Genomic DNA, 24,242 nt, shown 5'->3' on the forward strand with positions numbered 1-24,242 from the left:
GGCATTGAGTGTACGACCGTGCACTGAATCCGCTAGCGTGCCGCCATGACCACTGCCCCGACCGTCGTCGACGCGCTCTCGCTGGCCACCGCGGTCGTCGACGACCTGGTCGTCGCGACCGCCCGCGACACCCACGGCGCGATCTCCCGCCGCGCCCACCGCGTCGTCCGCCGTGGGCTGGGCCCGGCCGGACTCCCGGCCGAGGTCCTGCACCGTGGCATCGCCGGCCTCGCGTACGGCGCCGTGGGGCTGTCGCTGCGAGGTGCGAGCGCCGGGCTGGCCCGCCTGGCCGAGACGGGGGCCGGACCGGCCCTGGAGGAGGGGCCGCGGGGGCGGTTCGTCAACGCGGCGGTCAACGGGCTGATCGGCGAGGAGCTGCGGCGGGACCGCCCGCGGCTCGCGATCGAGATGGCGGTGCGCCACGACGGCCGGGACGTCGCGCTTACCCCGGAGGGGGTCGCCGCCGCCTTCCCGGAGCCCACCGGGCGGCTCGTGGTCTTCCTGCACGGCCTGTGCGAGAACGAGGCCTACTGGCGTCGCCACCGCGACCGCGTCGGCACGACGTACGGCGAGAGCCTGGCCGGCCACGGCTGGACCCCCGTCTACCTGCGGGCCAACACCGGCCTGGCACTGCGGGAGAACGGCGTGGTGCTGGCCTCCCTGATGCAGCGGCTCGTCGACGCGTGGCCGACCGAGGTCACCCGGATCGCGCTGGTCGGCCACTCACTCGGCGGGCTGGTGCTGCGCGCCTCCTCGGCAGTCGTGGCCGAGGGCGCCGGGCCGGCGCCCTGGACCGGCCTGGTCAGCGACGTGGTCACCCTCGGCACCCCGCATCTCGGGTCGTGGTTCGCGCTCGGGGCCGACCACGCCAGCCGCACGCTCGCCCGTGCTCCCGAGGTCGCCGCCTTCGGACGGATCATCGACCGTCAGGCGCCCGGTGTCCACGACCTGATCGAGGGTCTCGCCCACGACGTGCCCCCGCTGCCGCATGCGCGCTACCGGCTGGTCTCGGCCACCCTCACCCGCTCGCCACGGCACCCGGTCGCCCGGGCCGTCGGCGACCTGCTCGTGACGCCGCGCTCGGCTGTCGGCCGTGACCGGCGCGGCACCGAGCTGTTCCCGGACGCCGAGGTGCTCCACCTCGGCCGCACCGACCACTTCGGCCTGCTCAACCACCCCGAGGTGCATGCCGCGCTCGACCGCTGGCTCGCCTGACGACGCCGGGGTCAGCCCGGGAAGTCCGTGAACCCGACCAGGGTGGTCGCCCCCAGCGCCCACACCGTGCCGGGCGACACGTAGGGCCCTCCGAGGGGCAGGCCGTCCTTGCTGCCCGGGCGGCCGGCCTCGGACACGTCCTCCGACCAGGCGACATCGCCGGAGGCCCGCTCGATGGCGTGGACCACCCACGAGGACTCGAAGTCGGTCTCGACCTGGACGAAGGCGTCGGGCGTCTCGGTGGGCGCGACGTCGCTGGCGGGACCGGACCACAGTGTCTCGCCGGTCGCGGCGTCGAGATAGGACGTGGCCATCTTCCCCGCCGTCGTGTCGAAGCCGGTCACCGCGACCTGGGCGCGGTCGGCCGTCCAGCGCCAGCCGGATAGCTCGTCGCCGAGGTCGGGGCGCTCCCAGACCGCCTGGCCCGTGGCGACGTCGTACAGCGTCGAGCCGATCCCGATCCGTCCGTCGGGGGAGACCAGCCGATCGTCCTGGCTGTCCCAGGGCTGCCCGGCCTGCTGGAACAGGACCTGCCCGTCGCGGGAGACCTCGATCCGGTCGTTGCCGAACCCGCGGCGGACCGTCCACGGACGGTCGAGGAAGGCCCCCTTGCCGAGGTGGGTGCTGCCGAGGACCTCGCCGGTCGCCCGGTCGAGCTCGAACTGGGTGGCGTCGGCCTGTCCGGACGGGGTGTCCCGCCACGCGGCGACCGAGACGTCGTCGCCGCTGAGGTCGAGTGCCGGCGACCCGGCGCCGAGGCCGGCCAGCTCCCCGACGGCCGCCGGCCCGTCCGGCCACACGCTCCTCAGTGTCGTGGCGTCGAGGGCGGCGATCGCGAACGGCGGGGGATAGGCGCTCTCGTCGGCCCCCGGAGGCGTGACGACGACGTACAGGACGCCGTCGTCGAGCACCGGGGCACTGCCCGCGGCCACGGTCACGTCGGCACCCGCGCCGGCACCGCCGGACGTCGGGTTCACCCGGACCAGCGCGGTGCCGCGGGTGCAGTAGAGGGCCGCGTGGTCGGGCGTCCAACAGGTGCCGAAGTCGGTGCCCCGCCATCGGACGGTCCCGTCGCCGGAGATGCCGACCAGGAGCGGTGCCGCGTCGCTCGCGCTCTCGTCAGCGACCGCCGCCACCAGCATGTCGCCCACGACCACCGCCGACGGACCGGCGACCTCGTCGTCGCCGACCGGGGTCAGCGGGACGTAGCGACCGTTGGGGACCACGTCGCCGGCCGGCAGCTCCCAGGTCCGCCCGGGGGCGTGGAGCACGGCGGCGGCGGCCGTGGGCTTCGCCGTGTCGCCGCCCGGTCGCTCGGGGTCGTCGCCGCTCGCGTCGCAGGCACCGAGCGCCAGGCCCGCCGCCAGGGTGAGGCCGGCCACCAGCCGGCCGGTGGGTGAACCCGCGGACATGGGACCTCCTGAGACGGTCGGGTGCTGCGCTCCCGGCAGGCTACCGGTGGGCGCCCGACGACAAATCTGCTGTCGGCGAACAGCGGCGCCGAACGCGTGGATCTGCCTCCCGGTCCGGCTAGTGTCACCCGCGTGACTCAGTTTTCCGCTGGCCCCGCGCGTGGGCCCGAGATGAACGGTGGAGCCGGTCTCAACCTGCTCGACGACAACATCTACAGCCGGCTGCTCCGCGAGCGGATCGTGTTCCTCGGCTCCGAGGTCCGCGACCAGAACGCCAACGCGATCTGCGCCCAGCTGCTGCTGCTCTCGGCGGAGGACCCCGAGGCGGACATCTTCCTCCACATCAACTCGCCGGGTGGGTCCGTCGACGCCGGGATGGCGATCTACGACACCATGAACTACATCACCAACGACGTCGTGACCGTCGGCATGGGCCTGGCCGCCTCGATGGGCCAGTTCCTGCTCTGCGCGGGCACGAAGGGCAAGCGCTACGCCCTGCCGCACGCGCGGATCATGATGCACCAGCCCTCCTCGGGCATGGGCGGCTCCGCCTCCGACATCAAGATCCAGGCCCAGCAGTCGCTGCACATCAAGAAGGTCCTCCTGGACCTGATCGCCGAGCACACCGGCCAGACGGTCGAGCAGGTCACCGAGGACGCCGACCGCGACCGCTGGTTCACCGCGCACGAGGCACTGGAGTACGGCCTCGTCGACAAGGTCGTCAAGAGTGCCAAGGAAGCCGTCGACGAGGGTCGTCCGGCCCACAAGAAGGACTGAGCATGAACTACTACATCCCCCAGTGGGAAGAGCGCACGTCGTACGGCTTCCGCCGGATCGACCCCTACGCCAAGCTGTTCGAGGACCGCATCATCTACCTCGGCACGCCGATCTCCGACGACGTGGCCAACGCCGTCATCGCCCAGCTGCTGTGCCTGCAGTCGATGAACCCCGACCAGGACATCAGCATCTACATCAACAGCCCCGGCGGCTCGTTCACCGCGCTGACCGCGATCTACGACACGATCCAGTTCATCAAGCCCGATGTGCAGACCGTGTGCATCGGCCAGGCCGCCTCGGCGGCGGCGATCCTGCTCGCCGCGGGTGCCAAGGGCAAGCGGCTCGCGCTGCCCAACAGCCGGATCCTGATCCACCAGCCCTACACCGAGGGCACCTTCGGCCAGACCTCGGACATCGAGATCCAGGCCAACGAGATCCTCCGGATGCGTGAGCTGCTCGAGAAGATGATCAGCGACCACTCCGGCCGGCCGATCGACGAGGTCAGCCGCGACATCGAGCGCGACAAGATCCTCACCGCCCAGGGAGCCATCGAGTACGGCCTGATCGACTCGGTGCTCGAGTCCCTCAAGCAGACCCCCGCCCTCGTCTGAGTCCGGCGACGGACCCCGACGACCGAGACCGACGACGATGAGCTCGACGTACCCCTCGTGTCACGCTCCCGCGGGAGCGTGGCAGGGGGTACCGTCGGGGAGTTCGATTGTGAGGAGGACCCGTGGCACGCATCGGTGACGGTGGCGATCTGTTGAAGTGCTCGTTCTGCGGCAAGAGCCAGAAGCAGGTCAAGAAGCTCATCGCTGGTCCGGGTGTCTACATCTGCGACGAGTGCATCGACCTGTGCAACGAGATCATCGAGGAGGAGCTCGCCGAGGGCTCCGAGGTCGAGCTCGCCGACCTGCCCAAGCCCAAGGAGATCTTCGAGTTCCTCAACTCGTACGTGATCGGGCAGGAGCAGGCCAAGAAGTCCCTCGCGGTCGCGGTCTACAACCACTACAAGCGGGTCCAGGCCGGCGTGCAGGCGATCGGGGGTGCCTCGGGCAAGCACAGCAAGGACGAGGTCGTCGAGGTCGCCAAGTCCAACATCCTCGTCATCGGCCCGACCGGCTGCGGCAAGACCTATCTCGCCCAGACGCTGGCCCGGATGCTCAACGTCCCCTTCGCCATCGCCGACGCCACGGCGCTGACCGAGGCCGGGTACGTCGGCGAGGACGTCGAGAACATCCTGCTCAAGCTGATCCAGGCCGCCGACTACGACGTCAAGAAGGCCGAGACCGGCATCATCTACATCGACGAGATCGACAAGGTGGCCCGCAAGGCCGAGAACCCGTCGATCACGCGCGACGTCTCCGGTGAGGGCGTCCAGCAGGCGCTGCTGAAGATCATCGAGGGCACCACCGCCTCGGTGCCCCCGCAGGGTGGACGCAAGCACCCGCACCAGGAGTTCATCCAGATCGACACCACCAACATCCTGTTCGTGGTGGGCGGCGCCTTCGCCGGCCTGGAGCACATCATTGAGCAGCGGGTCGGCAAGAAGTCGCTCGGCTTCACCGCCGAGCCGCGCGGCGAGGCCGAGCGCGCCGCCGACGACCTGCTCGGCCAGGTCCGCCCCGAGGACCTCACCAAGTTCGGCCTGATCCCCGAGTTCATCGGCCGCCTCCCGCTCATCGCGAGCGTCAGCCCGCTCGACCAGGACGCCCTGGTCCAGATCCTCACCGAGCCGCGCAACGCCCTGGTCAAGCAGTACAAGAAGCTCTTCGACCTCGACGGCGTCGAGCTGGAGTTCACCGATGACGCCGTCGAGGCGATCGCCGACAAGGCGCTCGAGCGCGGCACCGGCGCCCGTGGCCTGCGCGCCATCATCGAGGAGGTCCTGCTCTACGTGATGTACGACGTCCCCAGCCGTGGCGACGTCGAGAAGGTCGTGGTGACCCGAGAGGTCGTCATGGACGACGTCGCGCCCACGCTGGTGCTGCGGGAGACCAAGAAGAAGAAGTCGGCCTGACCGGTCGACGCACCTGACGCCGAATGCCCCCGGAGAGCACTCCGGGGGCATTCGTCCGTCTTACGGCGGGCGGCACTCAGCTCTCGCCGGGCTCCACAGCCGGCTCCGCGGCGATCTCAGCGCTCACGCTCAGCTCTGTGGCGTCCTCGGCGAGGGTGAACACCAGGTCGCCGACGACGTTGCCGCTGCGGCGCAGGTCCTCGGCGGCCTTCGCGGCGGCGTCGACCAGCCGGGCGGGGCCGGTGACCTCGACCCGGGCCAGCGGCGCGCGCATCTTCACCTTGGCGGCCGACTTGGCGCCGCGGATGCCGGACAGGGCGCCGGCGACCGCGTCGATCAGCGAGCCGTCGGAGGCGGCGGGGGAGCCGAGCTCGGCGACGGTCGGCCACGGGGCACGGTGCACCGAGCCCTCCTGCCACCAGGACCAGACCTCCTCGGTCACATAGGGGAGGAAGGGCGCGAGCAGCCGCAGCTGGACCTGCAGGGCGAAGGCGAGCGTGGCCTGCGCGGAGGACGAGGCGTCGCCGTCGTCGGCGTACGCGCGCTCCTTGACCAGCTCGAGGTAGTCGTCGCAGAACTCCCAGAAGAACTTCTCGGTGACCTCGAGGGCGGTCGTGTAGTCGTAGGCCTCGAACGCCTCGGTGGCGCGGCGGACGACGCCGGCGAGCCGGCCCAGCAGCGCGGTGTCGACCGGCTGGCTGACCGCGGCGGCGCTGAAGGTGGTCGCGCCGACGCTGCCGAGGACGAACTTGGACGCGTTGAGGACCTTCATCGCCAACCGGCGCCCGACCTTCATCTGGGTCTCGTCGAACGGCGAGTCCAGACCGGGCCGGGCGATGGCGGCGCGCCAGCGGACCGCGTCGGCGCCGTACTTGTCGAGGATCTCGTTGGGCACGACGACGTTGCCCTTGGACTTCGACATCTTCTTGCGGTCGGGGTCGACGATGAAGCCGGAGATCATCGCGTGCGACCAGGGCGCCGCGCCGTTCTCGAAGTGCGCGCGCACGACGCGGGAGAACAGCCAGGTGCGGATGATGTCGTGGGCCTGGGTGGCCAGGTCCATCGGGAACACCCGCGCCCACAGGTCGGGGTCGGACTCCCAGCCGCCCGCGATGTGCGGGGTGAGCGACGACGTCGCCCAGGTGTCCATGACGTCGGGGTCGCCGACGAAGCCGCCCGGCTTGCCGCGCTGCTCCTCGGCGTAGCCGTTCGGGGCCTGCGTCGACGGGTCGATCGGCAGCTCGGCCTCGGTGGGCAGCAGCAACCGGGTGTAGTCGGGCTCGCCCTCGGCGTCGAGGGGGTACCAGACGGGGAACGGGATGCCGAAGAAGCGCTGTCGCGAGACCAGCCAGTCGCCGTTGAGGCCGCCGACCCAGTTGTCGTAGCGGTGCTTCATGTGCGGCGGCAGCCATTCGATCTCGGCGCCTCGGTCCAGCATCTGCTTGCGGATCTCGCCGTCGCGGCCGCCGTTGCGGATGTACCACTGGCGGGTGGAGACGATCTCGAGCGGCTTGTCGCCCTTCTCGTAGAAGTTCGCCATCCGCTGCGTCGGCTTGGGGTCGCCGTCGAGGTCGCCGGACTCCTTGAGCTTGGCGACCATCGCCTCGCGCGCCGAGTGCACCGTCTTCCCCTGGAGGTCCTGGTACGCCGCCGCGGCGCTCTCGCCCGCGAGCCACTCGGGGGTCTCCCGCAGGAACCTGCCGTCGCGGCCGATGACCGTGCGGACCGGCAGCTGCAGCTCGCGCCACCACTGGACGTCGGTGAGGTCGCCGAAGGTGCAGCACATCGCGATGCCCGCGCCCTTGTCCTTCTCGGCCGCGGGGTGGGCCAGCACCGGGATCTCCACGCCGAAGACGGGAGAGGTGACCGTGGTGCCGAAGAGGTCCTGGTAGCGCTCGTCGTCGGGGTGCGCGATCAGCGCGACCGCGCTGGCGATCAGCTCAGGACGGGTCGTCTCGACGTAGACGGGGGTGCCGTCGGGGCGGTGGTAGGCCACCCGGTGGTAGGCGCCGGCGTAGTCGCGGGCCTCCAGCTCGGCCTGCGCGACCGCGGTCTGGAAGGTGACGTCCCACAGCGTGGGCGCCTCTTGGAGGTAGGCCTCGCCGCGGGCCAGGTTGCGGAGGAAGGCCCGCTGGCTGACGGTCTGTGCCTTCGGGCCGATCGTCGTGTAGGTGGTGTTCCAGTCGACGCTGAGGCCGAGAGTGCGCCAGAGGTCCTCGAAGACCTTCTCGTCCTGCTCGACCAACTGCTCGCACAGGGCGATGAAGTTCGGCCGGCTGATCGGGATCTGCCGCTTGGGGTCCGGCTTGGCGGGCGGCGTGAAGTCGGCGTCGTACGGCAGCGACGGGTCGCAGCGCACGCCGAAGTAGTTCTGCACCCGGCGCTCGGTGGGCAGGCCGTTGTCGTCCCAGCCCATCGGGTAGAAGACGGACTTGCCCTGCATCCGCTGGAAGCGGGCGATCAGGTCGGTGTGGGTGTAGGAGAAGACATGCCCGACGTGCAGGCTGCCGCTCACGGTCGGCGGCGGGGTGTCGATCGCGTAGACGTTCTCGCGGGGCTGGGTGCGGTCGAAGCCGTAGGTGTCGGCGTCCTTCCAGCGCTGCGCCCACTTGTCCTCGAGGCCCTCCAGCGCCGGCTTGTCCGGTACGACGACAGCGCTGGTCGGTGCGCTGGTCGGGTCCGGGGTCTGCGTGCTGTCGAGCTCGGTCATGCTTCCAGCCTATTGCGAGCCGGCGTCGCGCCTTCAACCGGCGGCTACTCTCGGACGATGCGCCTGTTCCCGGGAACCGTCACCACCCTCGTCACCGGCCTCGCTCTCGGCGTCGTCCTGCCCGCCGCCCTCCCCGGGGCGCTGCCGACCGCCGCGGCGGCCCCGGCGGCCGGTCCGGAGACGGTGACGCTCGCCGGCAGCGGCTGGGGACACGGCAAGGGCCTCTCGCAGTGGGGTGCCCGGGGTGCGGCCGCCCAGGGCTCGAGCGCGACCCAGATCCTCGACTTCTACTACCCGGGCACGCAGGCGGGCCAGGCCGGCGGCTCGGTGCGGGTGCTGATCACCGGCGACACCTCGAGCAACGTCCTCGTGCAGCACCGGGCGAAGCTGAAGGTCCGCAGTCTGGCGACGGGCAAGGTCTGGACGTTGGGCAAGCGGGGCGCGAAGCGCTGGAAGCTGACCGCCCACGGCGGCGACACGAAGCTCTCGGTCAAGACCAACCGCTGGCGCAAGGTGCGGATCATCCCAGGGCAGGCCGAGTTCAAGGCGCAGGGCGGGGCGATCCGGCTCTACGTGCCGGGCGGCTCCGCCGACTACCGCGGCCGGATCCGCTCGGTCGTCCCCGCGAGCGGCCAGGGCCGCGACACCGTCAACGTGGTCGGCGTCGAGAAGTACCTGCGCGGCGTCGTGCCCTCCGAGATGCCCGCGACCTGGCACCCGCAGGCGGTACAGGCCCAGGCGGTCGCGGCGCGCACCTACGCGATCTTCGAGCGCGACAGCAACGACCGCGGGCCGTTCGACGTCTACGACACCATCCAGTCCCAGGTCTACCGCGGCGTGGCCGCCGAGCAGCCGGGCTCCGACGCGGCCATCAAGGCGACCGCCCGCCAGGTCCGCACCTACGGCGGCGCGCCGGCGTTCACCCAGTTCTCCTCGAGCAACGGCGGCTGGACCGCACCCGGCAACCTCCCGTACCAGGTCGCGAAGCCGGACCCGTACGAGGCGGGCTCGGGCAACCCCAACAACTCCTGGTCGGTGCCGCTGACCGACGACGCGATCGAGGCGCAGTTCCCGGGGATCGGTGACTTCGAGCGCTTCGAGCTCGTCACGAACCCCGACCCGAACGCGGGGGGACGCGTGAGCGAGGTGAGGATCGTCGGCGCGAGCACCAGCACGACCCTGACCGGCGATCAGTTCCGGCTCAGGTTCGGGCTGAAGTCGACACTCTTCCGTCTGGCCTGACCCCCGCGCGCCCCGCGCGCAGGAAGGCCCGCAGCAGCAGGCCCACCACGAGCGCCCAGAACGCGGCGCCGATCCCGAGCACGCTGATGCCGGAGGCGGCGACGACCAGTGTCGCCGCCGCGGGCTCCCGCTCGGCGGGGTCGGCGAGGGCGTCGCCGAGCGCCGCCCCGAGCGTGCCGAGCAGGGCCAGGCCGGCCGCGGCCTGCATCACGCCGTCCGCGGCGGCGACCACGAGCGTGGCCAGGGCGGTGCTGCCCACCGCGAGGACGAGATAGGTGATCGACGCGGTGACGGCCGCGACCCAGCGCCGGCGCGGGTCCGGTCCGGCGGTCGGTCCGGCGGAGAGGGCGGCGGTGATCGCGGCCAGGTTGATGGCGTGCCCGCCGGTCGGGGCGCCGACCACGGTGCCGATGCCGGTGACGGCGAGCGACTCCCGCCACGGCACGCGGTACCCGAACCCGCTCATCACCGCGACGCCGGGCACGTTCTGCGAGGCCATCGTGACGACGTACAGCGGCAGGGCGATGCCGACGAGGGCCGACAGGGACCAGGAGGGCGTGGTCCAGGTCAGGTGCGGCGCGAGATCGGCGGCGTCGATCCGCGCGGTGGCGACGACGGTGACCAGGGCGACGAGCAGGGCGCCGGGCACCGCCCAGCGCGGAGCGAGTCGCAGGAGCACCAGCCAGGTCACGACCAGCGGGGCGACGGCGGCGGGGGAGTCGACCAGCGCCGTGACCGGTGCCAGGCACAACGGCAGCAGGACACCGGCGAGCATCGCCCGGGCCAGGCTGACGGGGATCGCGGCGACCAGGTCGCCTACGCGCGGGACCAGGCCGGTCAGCACGATGAGCACGCCGGTCGCGACGAACGCGCCGACCGCGGCCGGCCAGCCGCCCGTGACGCCCGCCGACGTCGCCAGCAGCGCCGCGCCGGGCGTCGACCAGGCCAGGGTCACCGGGATCCGGTGCCGTATCGAGAGCCAGAGCATGCCGAGCGCCTGGGTGACGAGCAGCGTCGCGAGGCCGGACGCGGCCTGCCGTGGCGTCGCGCCGACGGCGGTGAGTCCGGCCAGGCACACGACGAAGGAGCTGCTGAACCCGACGAGCGCGGTGACGACGCCGGCCAGCACGGGGCCGTGGCCATCCTCTCCCGACAACGCTGCCTGCTCCGCCACGCCGCCTCCTCTGGGAACCTCAGGGGTATTGTTCTGTATACAGAACATGCTAGGCGAAGGGGAGCCGATGGCGCGAGCGGTGGAACCGTCCGGCGCGGGCGCCGGGGTCGGCGCCCGGATCCGGACGCTGCGCGAGGCCCGCGGTCTCTCCCTCTCGGCCCTGGCGGCCCAGGCCGGGATCGGCAAGGGCTCCCTCTCGGAGCTGGAGACGGGACGCCGCAACCCGACCCTCGACACGTTGTACGCCGTCGCGGCGCCGCTCGGCGTACCCCTCGCCGCGCTGCTCGACGACCACGACGGCGCCGTGCTCGCGGACCACGGCATGGTCACCACCCGGGTCCGGGTCGTGCGCGAGCCCGGCCGCACGACCGAGGTCTACCTGATCCGCCTCGCTCCGGGCGCCGAGCGGCGCTCGCCGGCCCACTCCCGGGGCGTCGAGGAGCAGCTGGTGGTGGTGCGCGGCACCGGCGTCGTCGAGTACGACGGCCGCTCGGTCGCGCTCGGCCCCGGCGACCATGTGCGCTTCGCGGCCGACCGTCCGCACGCGTACCGCGCGGCACCGGGCACCGAGCTCGAGGCGGTCAACGTGATCGTCACGCCGGGCTGACGGGGCTCAGAAGGGCGGCAGGCCGGTCCCGCTCACTCGGAGGCGGCCCCAGGTGTCGACGTCGGCGACCTTGCCGTCCGCCTCGCCGTGGTCGGTGCGCAGGGTCACGGGTGAGCCGCTGCGCACGGCGTCGAGGGCGGGCGACGCCGCGATCCGGCCGTACCAGTGGAAGTGGCCGTCGAGCGGCTGGAAGGCGCCGCGCAGGGTCACGTCGACCGGCTGCTCGGCACCCCCGACCAGGAGTGTCGCCGGGCCGTCGTACTCGGCCCGGGGCACGTGCGTCGTGGCCGCGCCGCCGGTGTCCGCGGTCATCGGCGGCGCTCCGAGCGGATCGGGGTGACGCTGCCCGCGCCGCGGCCGGCGTCGAGGCGGGACAGGTCGACGCCGCTCTCCGCCGCCGCGCCGGAGAGCGCGTGCCAGATGAAGTCGCTCAGGTAGGCCGCCGCGGCACCACGCGAGACCGTGTGCCGCTCCAGCCACCAGTGCCCGACCGACGTGCTGAGCCCGACCACGGCGTGCGCCCACGGCTCGGCGGCGCCGGTGTCGCCGCCGAGGTGCCGCAGGGCGTCGCCCAGCAGCCGGGTCAGCTTGGCGGCGATCTGGTCCTTGCCGGCGGCGAGCGGGTCGGTGCCCCCGGCCGGCCGGCTGAGCAGGAGGAACGCCTGGGGGTGCTCGGCCAGCGTGTCGAGGTACGCCGCCACGCCGGCGCTCACCCGGTCGCGGGCGGTCGCGGGCGCGAGCACCGCGGTGAGCACGCGCGCGAGGACCAGGTCCGCCCCCCAGGAGCCGACCGCGGCGTGCAGCTCGCTCTTGTCGGCGAAGTAGCGGTAGAGGACCGGCTTGCTCACGCCTGCCTCGGCGGCGATGTCGGCGACCGACGCGTCCGGTCCGAGCGCGTCGATGGCGCGCACGGCCGCGAGGACGAACTCCTCGCGACGCTCGGTGCGGTGTCGTTCCCAGCGGGTCGTGCGCCCGTCGTGCTTGACGTTGGAGGCCATGGGTACAAGAGTACCGTTATCCGTTACCGGAGGTAATATGTAGACCTCGGACAAATCGGACCGATGAACCTGGAGGCAGACCCGTGACCCTCGTCGACGACGTCACCGGTGCCGGCGTGGCCGGCGCAGACAGCGCGAGCGGCGGGTCCGACGCGCTGGCCCAGCGGCTGCTGCGCTCGACCGCGCGCCAGTCCTACGACCCCGAGGTCGACCTCGACTGGAGCGCGCCGCCCGTCCCCGGGCTGTGGTGGATGCAGCCGGAGCGGATCTCCCTCTACGGCACGCCGATGTGGAAGGGACTGAGCGAGGAGCAGCGGATCACCCTCTCCAAGCACGAGGTCGCCAGCATCGCCAGCGTCGGGATCTGGTTCGAGATCGTGCTCATGCAGATCCTGCTGCGCGACGCCTACAGCGCGGACCCGCGCTCGGCGCGCACCCAGTTCGTCCTCACCGAGGTCGGCGACGAGACTCGCCACACGGTGATGTTCGGCCGGGCGATCGACGCGATGGGCGTGCCGGCCTACGGGCCCCGTCCGATGCCACGCCGGTTGGCGAGGCTCGGCCCGCTGACCCTGCGCGGCGCCAGCGCGTACGCCGGCATCCTCATCGGCGAGGAGCCGGTCGATCGCTGGCAGCGGGAGGCGATGCGCGACGAGCGGATCCAGCCGCTGACCCGGATGGTCGCCCGGATCCACGTCACCGAGGAGGCCCGCCACGTCACCTTCGCCCGCGACGAGCTGGAGAAGGCGGTGCGCGGCCTGGGCCGTGCGAAGCTGCGCTGGCACCAGGCGATGACCGCGCAGGTGGCCTACGTGACGATGCGCTCTCTGGTCCACCCCGAGGTCTACGCCGCCGTCGGGCTCGACCCGGCCGAGGCCCGCCGGCAGGCGCTCGGCAACGAGAGCTACCGCGAGACGATCGCGTGGATGGGCGAGAAGGTGATGCCGGTCCTGGAGGCCAACGGCCTGGTCGCCGAGCGCGACCACAAGGTCTGGCGGGGCTCCCTGCTCATGCGCTGATGCTCATGCGCTGACCCCGGCCGCGGTGCCGGGCTCAGCGTGTGAACCGCTGGCGCGCGGCGATGACGTCTGCGTAGATGGCAGGAGCCAGCGCGGCGCCCTCGCGTCGGACGCCCGTGACGGCGAGGACCAGCAGCCGGTTGAGTCGGACCTCGCTCGGTCGGCCGCGGGGGTCCCACGCGCCGGTGCCGATGTCCATCCAGTACCTGCCCGCAGCGGCTTCCTGCGCCTCGTCGCGGTCGTGGTCCTTGCTCGTCATCGCGAGGGCGTGCACGACCTCGCTGCCGTCGTTGCCGGTCGCCGTCCCGATCACCAGCACTGGCCGGTCCTTGCCCTGGATCGGGTCGTCCTCGTACGGCACCCAGGCCCAGACGACCTCGCCCGGGTCGGGCCGGCCGTCCGCCACCGGTGCGTAGGTGCCGTCGGGCTGGTCGGGTGCGTGGGTCATCGGGCCTCCTCGGCACGTCGACCCCGGTCGATCGCGACGATCGCGACGGCGGTCCCGAACGAGATCGCTCCGGCGAGCAGGGTGACGTGATTCCAGCCTGCCACCTGCGTGGCCGCGGAGGCATGCGGCGTCGCCGCGAGCACGCTGACCAGCGTGGTGCCGACGGCCGCCCCGACGTACCGGGCGGTGTTGTTGACGCCCGTGCCGACGGCCGACCGCTCGGCGGGCACGGTCGCGATCGCCTGCCGGCCGAGCCCGCCGTTGAGGAGCCCGCTGGCGACGCCGGCCACGATCAGCCCCGGCGCGAGCCGCAGGGCGGACGGCGGACCGCCGAGACCCGACAGCATGAGCAGGCCCACGCCCGCTCCGACCAGGCCCACGGCGAGCTGGGTGGTGCCGGTGAGTCGCAGGGCGAGGGGGCGCAGCGCGAGCGCGGCCACCGCGCTTGTCGCCGACCAGAGGGCGAGGAGCGCGCCGGCCTGGAGGCTGGTCAGTCCCATCGCGCCGGTCGCGAAGGTCCCCGAGAACGACATCAGGGCGATGACCCCGGCGCCGGTGCCCACGGCCGCGAGGGCAGCGGCCGTGAACCCCCGGTGGCGCAGCAGCGCGGGCTCGAGCATCGGGTGGCGGCGGCGCAGCTGCACGACCGCGAAGCCGGCCAGGGTGACGAGCGCAACGGCGGCACCGGTCACCGCGACGCCCAGGTCGCCGCGGCGCGCCTCGACGAGGGTGACCAGGAGTGCGGTCAGGCCGATCGCCATCAGTGCGGCGCCCGCGAGGTCCATCCGGCGCCCGGGGTCGACCTCGGACTCCACGAAGCAGTGGCGCGCGGCCACGGCCATCGCGACCCCGGCCGCGGCGAGCAGCAGGTAGGTCGCCGGCCACAGCTCGCCGAGGTCGAAGAGCCCCGTGAGCAGTGGCCCGCCGGCGATCCCCAGCCCCATGCTGCCGCCCCACCACGCGGCCGAGCGGGCGCGATGGGCGGGATCGGTCGTGACCGCGGCGACCAGGCCGAGGCCGGTGGCGATCACGCCGGCCGCGCCGAGGCCCTCGATCACGCGGCCGGCGACGAACGTCCGGGCGTCCCCGGCGACCGCGCAGAGCACCGAGCCCGCAGCGAGGACGAGTGCGCCGCCGACGAACACCCGCCGCCGTCCGGTTAGGTCGGCCAGTGCCCCGGCCGGCAGCAGGCCCACGGCGAGGCCGACGCTCATCGAGCTCAGCAGCCAGGTCGTCGCGGCGGGCGAGGCGGCGAACGCGGCGGTGAGGGTGGTCGCGTTCCCGAGCGGTCCGGCGTAGGCGACCATCGCGACGAAGGTGCTGACCGACGTCAGGGAGAGGGCCGCCACTGCCGGTCTGTTCACCGGACCATGGTCGCAGAATCGTGGTCTGGTGAACAGACTTCGGGCTACGATGGCGGTGTGGCGCTCGGCACCGGATACGACCAGCAGGGCTGCTATCTCGCGCGCGCTCTCGAGGTCGTGGGAGAGCGTTGGACCCTGCTGATCCTGCGGGACTTCTTCTTCGGCGTACGCCGGTTCACCGACCTGCGCGACCACCTCGACATCTCCCGCGCCGTGCTCACCGCCCGTCTCGACGGCCTCGTCGCCGACGGTGTGCTGACCCGGACGACGCTCGACGGTCACCCGGAGTACCTCCTCACCGAGGCCGGGCGGGCGCTGTGGCCGGTCGTGTTCTCGCTCGCGAGGTGGGGTGAGCAGCACGTCGGAGCCCGCCACCCCGCGCGGGTCTTCAGCCACGCCGACTGCGGCACCGACGTCGACGCGCTGGGCCGCTGCCCGGCCTGTGGCACCGTCCCGGGACCGGAGGACCTCGTCGTCCGGCCCGGCACCGGCGCCAACCCGATGCGGCGCGACGATCGGGTGGCCCGCGCGTTGGAACGGCCGCACCGGCTGCTCACGCGGCTCGAGCTGGCCGCCGTCTAGGTCAGACGGCCAGGAACTGACCCAGCAGGTCCGGCGTCGCCTCCTCGGCGAGCACGATCGCCGCGGCGACGGGTACGTCGGGCACGTGGACCCGGCCCTTGCCGCCGGCCGTCGTGGCGGCCAGCGAGACCAACCCCGCCCGGCGCTGGAACCACGTGGCGCGCTGGTTCCAGCCGATGACGTGGCCCGCGGCGAGGGCGTCGCGGGTGCGCAGCACCGACCCGGAGCGCATCACCACGTGGCCGTCGAGGAAGGCGTGCCCCAGGGCCCGGGCCCGGTCCCAGGCGAGCGCGAGGGCGACGGCGAGAGGGACCGCCCCGAGCGGGAGCAGCCAGACCGGCGCCCCGGCGAGCACCGCGGCCACGCTCGCCGCGACGAACGGCAGCGCGCCGAGCAGCGCCCGGCTGTAGCGCCGGGTGAGCGCGGCCCGGCCGTGCGGGAGCAGAGCGCCCGTGACCGGGGTCGCCGTGCCCAGCACGGCCGCCGTGACGTCGTACCCGGTCGCGCGAGGGGCGGGCGGGAGCAGCACGGCCGAGCCGGCCCGGTCGCCGCTGAGACCGGTGACGATCGCGCCGACCCGGCGCCCGCGCGCGAGCCGGAGCGCGGCGGGCTCGCCGAGGCTGGCGCCGGCCAGCCGGGCGACGTCGATGCTCGTCTCGCGACGGGTGAGCAGACCCCGCCGGACGTGCCATGCGGCACCGTGCCGGCTGAGGACGAACCCGCCGTTGGTGACGAGGTAGCCGCCGACCGCGAGCAGCGTGACCAGGAGGACGGCGCCGACGACGAGGGTGAGCACGAAGGACTGTCCGATCGCGGCGAGGTCGTCCTCGCTGACCCGGATCTCGATCGACTCCATGACCTGGAAGCCGACACCGACGATCGCGCCGAGGCCCACGAGGACGGTGCCGCTGAACGGGGCGTACCAGAGCCAGCGCGGCGAGAAGCGCGCGACGACCCGCTCCGGCCCCGGTACGACGCCGGCTGTCTCCGCGTCGATCGCGGCGGCGGTGCGCAGCAGATCCGCCCGCAGCCGGGCCGCCTCCTCCCGCGGCAGCGCGTCGAGCTCGAGACGCTCGTCGCTGTCGCTGGCGACGCTCCCGGTGCCGATCACCACGGTCGCCAGGCCGAGGACCCGGTGGATCGGGGAGGCGCTCAGGTCGACGGTGCGGACCCGGTCGACGGGAGTGGAGAGGGTATGGCGCTGCAGCAGACCGCGCTGCAGCTCGACCCGGCCGCCGGTCATCCGGTAGGTCGTCGTGAGATAGCGCACGACGCCCAGCCCGACGGGGAGCCCGACGCCGAGCAGGGCCCACGGGCCGACGCCGGACGCGCTGCCGGCCACGACCAGGCCGATCAGCACCGGCAGGAACTTGCCGACCTCCTTGATCGGATGGACCAGGAGCATGCGGGGGTCGAGGCGGTGCCAGGCGTCCGGGGCCGGCGGCGGAGCGCTCGGCGGGGGTGGTGCCGGTGGTGGTGGCGGCGGGGGCAGGCTCACGTGGCGTCTCCCTCGACGAGGTCGGCCTTGCGGGTCAGCTCGTCGACGAGGGCGAGCGCGACCGGCCGGTCGAGGCCCTCGATCTGGAGGGGGCCGGCCGCCGACGCCGTGGTGACTGTGACGGTCGCGAGCCCGAAGAGCCGCGCGAGCGGGCCCTGGGCGAAGTCGACGGTCTGCACTCGCGACATCGGGGCGATCCGGCGCTCCCGGGCCCACCAACCGCGCTGGGTGTAGACCGCGTTCGCCGAGACCTCCCAGCGGTGCACGCGATAGCGCCACTGCGGTACGACGGCCGCGACGGCCGCGCACACGACGACGGCGAGGCCCACCAGCCACCAGCGCAGACCGTCGGGGCCGGCGAGCACCGCGGCGACGCTGAGCCCGATCGCCACGAGCAGGCCCGAGATCCCGGTCTCGACGTGCCACATCAGGCGGGCTCGGGGGCTGACGCGGTGGGCGGGGTCACGCAGCTGGCTCACGCTGGGGAAGCCTACGTCGTGCGTCGGACCGCGCCCGGCCGGGACTAGGTCCCGACCCGGGTGCCGAGAATCCACCCGAAATGACCAGGGCGCACCGGCCTTCGGTCATGATCGCCGTTCTCGCGCACGCGGCGGCGGCAGCCGTTCTAGCCTGGAGGACATGCTGGACACGGTGACCCTGCGGGTGGCCTTCGGGGTGGTCGCCATCTGTGTCCTCGCGCTCTTCTACGGGGCCACCTACCGCTCGACCCGGTCGTCCTACAGCGGCTGGTGGTGTGCGTCCCTGGCGTTCTTCATCGTCAGCGCCCTGCTGTTCCTGTTCAACGGCTCGCCGGCGCAGGTCGTCGCGAACCCGCTCGGGAACACGACCGGTGCGCTCGGCGCCGCGTGCGTCTGGGCGGGTGGACGGTCGTTGCGGGAGCGCCGGGTGCGCCTCTGGCAGCTGCTGCTGGTGCCGGCGACGGTGCTGGTCGCCTCCTTCGTGGACGACCCGCGCACGGACGTCTGGTCGGGCGGCGCGGTCTACCTGGCCGGCATGGCCTGCCTGATCGGCGCGTCCGCGCGCGAGCTCGGCCTGGTGCTGCGCGGCCTCGGCACCGGCGGCGCCACGCGTGCCCAGTACCGGTTCGTGCTCGTGGCGATGGCCGTCGTCTCGGCCGTCATCGCCGTGTTCTACCTGGCACGGACCGTCGCCTTCGTCACCGTCGGGCCGTCCCACCCGTTCTTCCAGGCGGTCTTCGGGGGTCAGGTCACGACCCTGCTCATGATGGTGCTGCTCGTCGTGGTCACCTTCAGCATGTCGGCGCTGAGCCACGAGCAGCAGACCTCGGAGCTGCGGCGGCGGGCGACCCACGACGGGCTGACCGGACTGCTCAACAGGTCCGAGTTCCTGCGTGCGGCCCAGCGCGAGCTCGACCGCGGCCCGGCCGGCGACGCGGCCGTCGTCGTCGCCGACCTCGACCGCTTCAAGAGCATCAACGACGGCCTCGGCCACGCCGCGGGCGACCGCGCTCTCACGGCGTTCGCGGCGGCCTGTCAGGAGGTGGTCGACGTCCGGGGCCTGCTCGGCCGTCTCGGTGGCGACGAGTTCGTCCTCCTCGTCCGCGGCGCCCCGGCCGAGACCGTGGTCGAGGAGATCGCGCGGCGCTACCGCGGCGACGAGGCGAGCCCGATGCCGACGGTCAGCTTCGGCATCGCGACCGTCGTCCCCGGCGACGACATCGACCTGGCCGTCGCGGACGCCGACGGGGCCCTCTACGAGGCCAAGTCGGCGGGCCGGGCCCGGGCCGTGCGCGCCCCGCGGCACGACGAGCGCCCTGCCTCCGAGGAGGACGAGCGTCGTACGGCGTAGCCGGAGCGGCTCGGGGGATCAGCCGCGCGCGATCCGCCGCGACAGCTCCAGCCGGTTCCCGGTCGTGCGGCTGAGGCCGTCGTCGCCGTAGAAGCGCTTGCCGCGGAACTGGGCGACGCCGACGCCGATGCGCACCCAGGCGGGGGCGCCGAGACAGGCCGTGGGGACGGTCAACGTGGCCGTCCGCCCACCCTGCTCCGCCGCGAAGCCGGCGCAGGGAACCGCCGTCCCGCCGAGGGCGAGGCCGGACTCGGTGGCACCGGCGAACGTCAGGTGGGTGACGCCGTAGGTCCCGCCGGGCGTCCGGATCGCCGCATTGAGGAGCAGGCCCTTGCGGGGGAGCCGGCCGCGGGTCCGCAGCTGGATGACCAGGGCGTCGGTGCCATGGCTGACCCGCACCTTGCGGATGTCGATGCGGCGCTCGTCCGGTGCGACCTGCTCCTTCTCCGACGCGAAGGAGGCGGTGACCACGTCGCGCGCCGGGTCGGTGTGGACCAGGTCGGCGGCGGAGGCGAGGCCCGGGCCGGTGACGACGAGGCCGGCCGAGCAGGCGAGCGCGGCGGCGAGACGGAGGACGGTGCGGGGAACGGGGGTCATGCGGGCCATCCTCTGACGAATCCGTCGTGAAGATGCGGGAAATCGACGCGACCGCCGGTTAACAAACATTAACCTCGTGACCTACGATGGGGACATGACCCAGTTCGAGCTGTCGCGTGAGCACGAGGAGTTCCGGCGCACCGTCCGGGACTTCGCCGAGGCCACCATCCGCCCGCACGTGGCGGAGTGGGACAAGGCCCACCACTTCCCGACCGACGTGGTCCAGAAGATGGGGGAGCTGGGGCTCTTTGGCCTCACCGCCCCCGAGGAGTACGGCGGCGCCGGGCTCGAGGCGGCGGACGGTCCGTTCACGTCGCTGTGCCTGGCGATCGAGGAGCTCGGCCGGGTCGACCAGTCGCTGGGCGTGACGCTCGAGGCCGGCGTGGGCCTCGGGATCAACCCGATCCTCACCTACGGGTCCGACGAGCAGAAGAAGACCTGGCTGCCGGACCTGGTCGCGGGCCAGCGGCTCGCCGGCTTCGGGCTCACCGAGCCCGGTGCCGGCTCCGACGCCGGCGCCACCAAGACCCGCGCCGAGCTCGACGGCGGCGCGTGGGTGATCAACGGCGGCAAGCAGTTCATCACCAACTCCGGCTCCGACATCACCAGCCTGGTCACGGTCACCGCGCGCACCGGGGTCGCCGAGTCCGGCCGGCCCGAGATCTCCGCCATCATCGTCCCGGCCGGCACGCCGGGCTTCGTCGCCGAGCCGGCCTACGACAAGCTCGGCTGGCACATCTCCGACACGCACCCGCTGTCCTTCACCGACTGCCGGGTTCCCGAGGACCACCTCGTCGGCGAGCGGGGCCGCGGCTACGCGCAGTTCCTCGCCATCCTCGACGACGGCCGGGTCGCCATCGCCGCGCTCGCGGTCGGGCTGATCCAGGCCTGCGTCGACCTGTGCGTCGAGTACTCCCTCGACCGGCACACGATGGGCGGTCCGATCGGGCGCAAGCAGGGCGTCGCCTTCCAGGTGGCCGACCTCGAGGTCATGCTGCACGCGTCGCGGATGCTGACCTACCGCGCGGCCGCGATGAAGGACGCGATGGACGGCGGCCGGGGACCGTCGATGAAGGAGTTCAAGCAGGCCGCGTCGGTCGCCAAGCTCTACGCGAGCGAGTCGGCGGTGACCGCCACCCGGATCGCGACCCAGGTCTTCGGCGGCTACGGCTTCATGGAGGAGTACCCTGTCGCGCGGTTCTACCGCGACGCCAAGATCCTCGAGATCGGCGAGGGCACCTCCGAGGTGCAGCGGATGCTCATCGCCCGCGGCCTCGGCCTGCCCGTCGAGTGAGGGAGGCTGCGCCGAGCAGGACCGTCAGCGCGCCCACAGGTCGGTCCACGAGTGCCCGAGCTCGCGGACCATCCCGCGCAGCAGCGGCAGGCTGACGCCGACGACATTGTGGTGGTCGCCCTCGATGCCGGTCACGAACCCGCCGCCGAGGCCGTCGACCGTGAAGGCGCCCGCGACGTGGAGCGGCTCGCCGGTCGCGACGTACGCCGCGATCTCGGCGTCGTCGACGTCGGCGAAGTGGACCGTCGTCGACGCCGTGGCCGCGACCTGGTGCCCGCTGGCGCGGTCGCGCAGGCAGTGGCCGCTGTGCAGGACCCCGGAGCGGCCGCGCATCGACCGCCAGCGCCGGACCGCGTCGCCGGCGTCGTCGGGCTTGCCGAGAGCCGAGCCGTCGAGCTCGAGGACCGAGTCGCAGCCGAGTACCAGGGCGTCGTCCGGCAGGTCGTCCAGCCCGGCGACGGCACCGCACTTGAGCTCGGCCAGACGAAGCGCCAGCTCGGCGGGCGGCACGTCGCGGACCTGTGACTCGTCGACGCCCGACACGACGACCTGGGGGTCGAGACCCGCGCTGCGCAGGGTCGCCAGACGGGCGGGGGAGGCGGACGCGAGCACGAAGGTCGGCACGCCGCCACCCTAACGATCGGTCGCACGTCAGCTGAGCGCGGCGGTGATGGTCGCGACCGCACGGCGGACCGGCTCGACGGCCGAGGAGAGCAGGTCGGGCCGCGACGTGACGACATTGACCGCGGCCAGCACGTGCCACCCGGGCAGGGGAGCGGCGATGCCGTAGGCCCCGGGATTGAGCTCGGCCTCCGTCGTCACGTGCCCGGTGGCGCGGACGCCGGCCACCCGGACCGGCTCCCCGGAGCGCGGCGGGCCGGAGGCCAGGGCGGCGAGGCCGCCGGCGCCGCGGTCGAGCGGGTCGCGGTTGCCGAGCCGGTACGAGAAGCGCGGGCCGTCGGTCGGCGGCTCGGCGACGACCGTGGTCACGGCGGCGTCGCCGCTGACCTCGACCAGGCTGGCCGTCGCGTCGATCGCGAGCGCGAGCTGGTGCAGCACCGGCTCGGCGACGTCGCGCAGCCGGGGCCGGCTGTGCTCGGCGAGGTCGGCGGTGGCCGGGCCGACGGTGTAGCGGCCCTGGTCGTCGCGCGCGGCGAAGCCGGTGCGGTGCAGGGAGACCAGCAGCCGGTAGGTGATCGAGCGGTGCATCCCGCACGCGGTCGCGGCCTCGGCGACGGTCAGCCCCTCGGGGTGACGGCCGAGCTCCACGAGCACGGCCAGCCCGCGCTCGAGGGTCTGCGAACCGGAATCGGACACCTCGTCCCTCCTGGCCTCGATCCGCTCAGCTGGTCGGCAGGATCCTGCCACGGACCTCGCCGAGGCCGATCCGTCCCCGGGCGCCGGGCGCCGTGTAGCGCAGGACGACCTCGTCGCCGTCCTCCAGGAAGGTCCGCTCCGCCCCGCCGGCGACGAACGGCTCCCGCCCACCCCAGGACAGCTCGAGGAAGGAGCCGCGCTGGTCCTTGTCCGGGCCGCTGATGGTGCCGGAGGCGTAGAGGTCGCCGACCCGCAGCGAGGCGCCGTTGACGGTGAGGTGGGCCAGCATCTGGGCGGGCGACCAGTACATCGACCGGTACGGCGGGCGCGCGACGACGGTGCCGTTCAGCTCGACCTCGACCTCGATGTCGTAGCCCGACGGGCCCTCCTCCCGCAGGTACTGCAGGACCGGGACGTCCTGGCCGGGCAGCGGCACGCGGGCCGGCTCGAGCGCGGCCAGCGGGGTGACCCAGGCGCTGATCGAGGTGGCGAAGGACTTGGCCAGGTGAGGACCGAGCGGGACGTACTCCCAGGCCTGGATGTCGCGGGCCGACCAGTCGTTGACGCCGGCGACGCCGAAGACCGTGTCCGCGAACTCGGCCGTCGCGACGCGAGTGCCGAGCGGCACGGAGCGACCGACGACGAAGCCGAGCTCGGCCTCGATGTCGAGTCGCCGGCTCGGGCCGTAGGACGGCAGGTCCTCGGTCGGCGCCTTGCGCTGACCCGCGGGGCGGTGCACCGGCGTGCCGGAGACGACGATCGAGCCTGCCCGGCCGTGGTAGCCGACCGGGAGGTGCTTCCAGTTGGGCAGCAGCGCCGCGCCGTCGGGACGGAAGATCCGGCCGACGTTGGTCGCGTGGTGCTCGGAGGCGTAGTAGTCGACGTAGTCGGCGACCTCGAACGGCAGCCGGCACGCGACGTCGGCCAGCGGCAGCAGCCGCACCTGGTCGCGCCGCCCGGGGTCGGTGAGCAGGTCGACCACCCAGGCGCGCACCTCGGCCCAGGTGGCGGCGCCCGCGGCGAGGAGCGGGTTGAGCCGGTCGACGCCCAGCAGCGGCGTCCACGCCGGGCGCAGCGCCCGCGCCGCGGCGCCGAGGTCGAGCACCTGCTCGCCGATCCGGACGCCCACCTGGGCGGGCTCGTCGCCCGTCGTGACGACGGCGTAGGGCAGGTTGTCGACGTCGTAGAGGCTGCCGGCGGCGCCGTCCACCCAGGTCTGCGGCTGCGTTTCGGTCATGGAGTGCTCCTCGGGATAGGGGTGGTCAGAGCAGGTCGAGGGCGACCAGGTCGTCGTAGGGCTCGACGACGCTGCACGAGCCGTAGGAGGTGAACGTGTTCCGGGCGGCGGCGAGGCCGGACGCGGCCCGGACGGCGGCGGCCAGCGTCGCGGCGTCGCGCTCGGCGAGCGTGGCGACCAGGGTGCTCGCCTCGGCGCCGGCCACGGCCTGGGCGGTGGCGAGCAGGATGTTGAGGTAGCCGTGGTGCTCGAAGCCGGTGATCGCGCCGGTGTGCCGCACCGCGTGGTGCAGTCCGGCGGTGCACTTGAACGGCAGGTCGCGGGTCACCGCGGCGATGATCCAGGCGGCCACCTCGTCCTCGGCCGGGAAGGCGGCGGCCTCGGTGCCGCCGGTGCGGAGCTTGAGCCGCAGCCCGTGCGCGGCGACCGCGTCGAGCACCGCGGGCCACTCGGGGGAGGCCGGCCGGGGCACCTCGACGTACGTCGTGACGCCGGCCGGGCGGGCCGCGGCGATCGCGGCGACCTGGCCGGCAGGCGTCCCGGGGCCGCCGAGCCTGACCTCCAGGCTCGCCAATCGCACGCCTGCCGCCGTCGCCCGCGCGGCGACACCGGCGACCTCGGCCGGGGTGGGGACGACGACGCTGACCTCGAACCCCGCGGTGTCGAGGCCGGCGAGGTCGTCGAGCCGGGCGGTGTCGATGACCAGTGGACCGACCAGGCCGGCGTACGCCGTCATGGCGAGCGCGCGGTGCGCCGCGACGGCCGCGGGGAGCGGAGCCAGGCCGGGCGGGAAGATCGCGGCGTCGTCAACGAGGTGCTGGAAGGGCACGGGGATGGACGCGGGGATGGACACGGCCCCACTGTAGCGACTAGCGTTCGAAATGAGAACGGAAGGTGTTCT

Annotated in this window: 24 protein-coding genes; 10 read left to right on the forward strand and 14 right to left on the reverse strand. The window is 73.2% G+C overall.

From position 1 onward, the window contains the following. Positions 1-45 precede the first annotated feature (45 nt). Positions 46-1,215 carry a hypothetical protein gene (locus RB608_RS00695; RefSeq protein WP_308085851.1) on the forward strand — a complete coding sequence of 390 codons (1,170 nt, stop codon included), beginning with the start codon at positions 46-48 and terminating at the stop codon, positions 1,213-1,215. An 11-nt stretch (positions 1,216-1,226) separates the two neighbouring features. Here RB608_RS00695 and RB608_RS00700 read toward each other — a convergent pair whose 3' ends face one another. Next, positions 1,227-2,627, reverse strand: coding sequence for a hypothetical protein (locus RB608_RS00700; protein ID WP_308085852.1), 1,401 nt, complete (start codon positions 2,625-2,627; stop codon positions 1,227-1,229). 171 nt (positions 2,628-2,798) lie between these two features. On the opposite strand from RB608_RS00700, the gene RB608_RS00705 reads away from it, so the two are divergent. From RB608_RS00705 to clpX, 3 genes are all read left to right on the forward strand, one after another. Then, positions 2,799-3,404: an ATP-dependent Clp protease proteolytic subunit gene (locus RB608_RS00705; protein ID WP_308086242.1), complete on the forward strand. Its 606-nt coding sequence runs from the start codon at positions 2,799-2,801 to the stop codon at positions 3,402-3,404. 2 nt (positions 3,405-3,406) lie between these two features. After that, positions 3,407-4,015 (forward strand): ATP-dependent Clp protease proteolytic subunit, encoded by a 609-nt coding sequence (locus tag RB608_RS00710; RefSeq protein WP_308085853.1) that lies wholly within the window; start codon positions 3,407-3,409, stop codon positions 4,013-4,015. A gap of 122 nt (positions 4,016-4,137) precedes the next feature. Then, complete coding sequence (gene clpX / locus RB608_RS00715; RefSeq protein WP_308085854.1) at positions 4,138-5,424, forward strand: ATP-dependent Clp protease ATP-binding subunit ClpX; 1,287 nt, start codon at positions 4,138-4,140, stop codon at positions 5,422-5,424. 76 nt (positions 5,425-5,500) lie between these two features. On the opposite strand, the gene valS is transcribed toward clpX, so the two are convergent. Next, positions 5,501-8,134 (reverse strand): valine--tRNA ligase, encoded by a 2,634-nt coding sequence (gene valS / locus RB608_RS00720; RefSeq protein ID WP_308085855.1) that lies wholly within the window; start codon positions 8,132-8,134, stop codon positions 5,501-5,503. Positions 8,135-8,191: 57 nt separating this feature from the next. Here valS and RB608_RS00725 point away from each other — a divergent pair, with 57 nt between their 5' ends. Continuing rightward, positions 8,192-9,376, forward strand: a complete 1,185-nt coding sequence (locus tag RB608_RS00725; protein ID WP_308085856.1) for a SpoIID/LytB domain-containing protein — start codon at positions 8,192-8,194, stop codon at positions 9,374-9,376. Here RB608_RS00725 and RB608_RS00730 read toward each other — a convergent pair. Next, complete coding sequence (locus RB608_RS00730) at positions 9,336-10,550, reverse strand: benzoate/H(+) symporter BenE family transporter (protein ID WP_308085857.1); 1,215 nt, start codon at positions 10,548-10,550, stop codon at positions 9,336-9,338. The genes RB608_RS00725 and RB608_RS00730 overlap by 41 nt on opposite strands. A gap of 67 nt (positions 10,551-10,617) precedes the next feature. Here RB608_RS00730 and RB608_RS00735 point away from each other — a divergent pair, with 67 nt between their 5' ends. Next, complete coding sequence (locus RB608_RS00735) at positions 10,618-11,157, forward strand: XRE family transcriptional regulator (RefSeq protein WP_308085858.1); 540 nt, start codon at positions 10,618-10,620, stop codon at positions 11,155-11,157. 6 nt (positions 11,158-11,163) lie between these two features. Here RB608_RS00735 and RB608_RS00740 read toward each other — a convergent pair whose 3' ends face one another. Next, positions 11,164-11,469, reverse strand: a complete 306-nt coding sequence (locus RB608_RS00740) for a DUF4873 domain-containing protein (RefSeq protein WP_308085859.1) — start codon at positions 11,467-11,469, stop codon at positions 11,164-11,166. Continuing rightward, complete coding sequence (locus tag RB608_RS00745) at positions 11,466-12,155, reverse strand: TetR/AcrR family transcriptional regulator (protein WP_308085860.1); 690 nt, start codon at positions 12,153-12,155, stop codon at positions 11,466-11,468. Before RB608_RS00745 ends, RB608_RS00740 begins: the two co-directional genes overlap by 4 nt. A gap of 83 nt (positions 12,156-12,238) precedes the next feature. Here RB608_RS00745 and RB608_RS00750 point away from each other — a divergent pair, with 83 nt between their 5' ends. After that, positions 12,239-13,174 (forward strand): diiron oxygenase, encoded by a 936-nt coding sequence (locus RB608_RS00750; RefSeq protein ID WP_308085861.1) that lies wholly within the window; start codon positions 12,239-12,241, stop codon positions 13,172-13,174. Positions 13,175-13,208: 34 nt separating this feature from the next. On the opposite strand, the gene RB608_RS00755 is transcribed toward RB608_RS00750, so the two are convergent. Next, entirely contained in the window at positions 13,209-13,622 is a 414-nt protein-coding gene (locus RB608_RS00755) for a type II toxin-antitoxin system PemK/MazF family toxin (RefSeq protein WP_308085862.1), read from the reverse strand. Beyond that, the gene (locus tag RB608_RS00760; RefSeq protein ID WP_308085863.1) at positions 13,619-14,986 is read right to left on the reverse strand and encodes an MFS transporter; all 1,368 of its coding nucleotides are present in this window, start codon (positions 14,984-14,986) and stop codon (positions 13,619-13,621) included. Before RB608_RS00760 ends, RB608_RS00755 begins: the two co-directional genes overlap by 4 nt. Before the next feature lie 57 nt (positions 14,987-15,043). On the opposite strand from RB608_RS00760, the gene RB608_RS00765 reads away from it, so the two are divergent. Next, complete coding sequence (locus RB608_RS00765; RefSeq protein WP_308085864.1) at positions 15,044-15,568, forward strand: helix-turn-helix domain-containing protein; 525 nt, start codon at positions 15,044-15,046, stop codon at positions 15,566-15,568. 1 nt (position 15,569) lies between these two features. On the opposite strand, the gene RB608_RS00770 is transcribed toward RB608_RS00765, so the two are convergent. Together RB608_RS00770 and RB608_RS00775 are read right to left on the reverse strand one after the other, a co-directional pair. Continuing rightward, positions 15,570-17,066 carry a PH domain-containing protein gene (locus tag RB608_RS00770; RefSeq protein ID WP_308085865.1) on the reverse strand — a complete coding sequence of 499 codons (1,497 nt, stop codon included), beginning with the start codon at positions 17,064-17,066 and terminating at the stop codon, positions 15,570-15,572. Further along, on the reverse strand, positions 17,063-17,545 hold the full coding sequence (locus RB608_RS00775) for a PH domain-containing protein (RefSeq protein WP_308085866.1): 483 nt from the start codon (positions 17,543-17,545) through the stop codon (positions 17,063-17,065). The genes RB608_RS00770 and RB608_RS00775 overlap by 4 nt, the downstream gene beginning before the upstream one ends. A gap of 160 nt (positions 17,546-17,705) precedes the next feature. On the opposite strand from RB608_RS00775, the gene RB608_RS00780 reads away from it, so the two are divergent. Then, on the forward strand, positions 17,706-18,896 hold the full coding sequence (locus RB608_RS00780; RefSeq protein ID WP_308085867.1) for a GGDEF domain-containing protein: 1,191 nt from the start codon (positions 17,706-17,708) through the stop codon (positions 18,894-18,896). Positions 18,897-18,914: 18 nt separating this feature from the next. Here the strand turns inward: RB608_RS00780 and RB608_RS00785 are convergent, their stop codons facing one another. Continuing rightward, a complete protein-coding gene (locus RB608_RS00785; protein ID WP_308085868.1) occupies positions 18,915-19,493 on the reverse strand; it encodes a hypothetical protein in 579 nt (192 codons plus the stop codon). 94 nt (positions 19,494-19,587) lie between these two features. Here RB608_RS00785 and RB608_RS00790 point away from each other — a divergent pair, with 94 nt between their 5' ends. Then, complete coding sequence (locus RB608_RS00790) at positions 19,588-20,787, forward strand: acyl-CoA dehydrogenase family protein (protein ID WP_308085869.1); 1,200 nt, start codon at positions 19,588-19,590, stop codon at positions 20,785-20,787. Between the two features lie 24 nt (positions 20,788-20,811). Here the strand turns inward: RB608_RS00790 and RB608_RS00795 are convergent, their stop codons facing one another. The 4 genes from RB608_RS00795 to RB608_RS00810 are packed head-to-tail and all read right to left on the reverse strand — an operon-like array spanning position 20,812 to position 24,194. Further along, a complete protein-coding gene (locus RB608_RS00795; protein ID WP_308085870.1) occupies positions 20,812-21,411 on the reverse strand; it encodes a Maf family protein in 600 nt (199 codons plus the stop codon). 27 nt (positions 21,412-21,438) lie between these two features. After that, positions 21,439-22,104, reverse strand: a complete 666-nt coding sequence (locus tag RB608_RS00800; RefSeq protein WP_308085871.1) for a helix-turn-helix domain-containing protein — start codon at positions 22,102-22,104, stop codon at positions 21,439-21,441. A 25-nt stretch (positions 22,105-22,129) separates the two neighbouring features. Further along, positions 22,130-23,341, reverse strand: a complete 1,212-nt coding sequence (gene fahA, locus RB608_RS00805; protein WP_308085872.1) for a fumarylacetoacetase — start codon at positions 23,339-23,341, stop codon at positions 22,130-22,132. Between the two features lie 25 nt (positions 23,342-23,366). Continuing rightward, positions 23,367-24,194: a hypothetical protein gene (locus tag RB608_RS00810; protein WP_308085873.1), complete on the reverse strand. Its 828-nt coding sequence runs from the start codon at positions 24,192-24,194 to the stop codon at positions 23,367-23,369. Positions 24,195-24,242: the final 48 nt, after the last annotated feature.

It is taken from the genome of Nocardioides sp. LHD-245 (genome assembly GCF_030929495.1).
Classification (GTDB): Bacteria; Actinomycetota; Actinomycetes; order Propionibacteriales; family Nocardioidaceae; genus Nocardioides.

What these genes read in the sequence shown, in the direction of transcription:
- RB608_RS00695 (WP_308085851.1), top strand. Translation starts at nt 46, where the DNA reads ATGACCACTGCCCCGACCGTCGTCGACGCGCTCTCGCTGGCCACCGCG.
- RB608_RS00700 (WP_308085852.1), bottom strand. Translation starts at nt 2,627, where the DNA reads ATGTCCGCGGGTTCACCCACCGGCCGGCTGGTGGCCGGCCTCACCCTG.
- RB608_RS00705 (WP_308086242.1), top strand. Translation starts at nt 2,799, where the DNA reads ATGAACGGTGGAGCCGGTCTCAACCTGCTCGACGACAACATCTACAGC.
- RB608_RS00710 (WP_308085853.1), top strand. Translation starts at nt 3,407, where the DNA reads ATGAACTACTACATCCCCCAGTGGGAAGAGCGCACGTCGTACGGCTTC.
- valS (WP_308085855.1), bottom strand. Translation starts at nt 8,134, where the DNA reads ATGACCGAGCTCGACAGCACGCAGACCCCGGACCCGACCAGCGCACCG.
- RB608_RS00725 (WP_308085856.1), top strand. Translation starts at nt 8,192, where the DNA reads ATGCGCCTGTTCCCGGGAACCGTCACCACCCTCGTCACCGGCCTCGCT.
- RB608_RS00735 (WP_308085858.1), top strand. Translation starts at nt 10,618, where the DNA reads ATGGCGCGAGCGGTGGAACCGTCCGGCGCGGGCGCCGGGGTCGGCGCC.
- RB608_RS00740 (WP_308085859.1), bottom strand. Translation starts at nt 11,469, where the DNA reads ATGACCGCGGACACCGGCGGCGCGGCCACGACGCACGTGCCCCGGGCC.
- RB608_RS00745 (WP_308085860.1), bottom strand. Translation starts at nt 12,155, where the DNA reads ATGGCCTCCAACGTCAAGCACGACGGGCGCACGACCCGCTGGGAACGA.
- RB608_RS00755 (WP_308085862.1), bottom strand. Translation starts at nt 13,622, where the DNA reads ATGACCCACGCACCCGACCAGCCCGACGGCACCTACGCACCGGTGGCG.
- RB608_RS00780 (WP_308085867.1), top strand. Translation starts at nt 17,706, where the DNA reads ATGCTGGACACGGTGACCCTGCGGGTGGCCTTCGGGGTGGTCGCCATC.
- RB608_RS00785 (WP_308085868.1), bottom strand. Translation starts at nt 19,493, where the DNA reads ATGACCCCCGTTCCCCGCACCGTCCTCCGTCTCGCCGCCGCGCTCGCC.
- RB608_RS00790 (WP_308085869.1), top strand. Translation starts at nt 19,588, where the DNA reads ATGACCCAGTTCGAGCTGTCGCGTGAGCACGAGGAGTTCCGGCGCACC.
- fahA (WP_308085872.1), bottom strand. Translation starts at nt 23,341, where the DNA reads ATGACCGAAACGCAGCCGCAGACCTGGGTGGACGGCGCCGCCGGCAGC.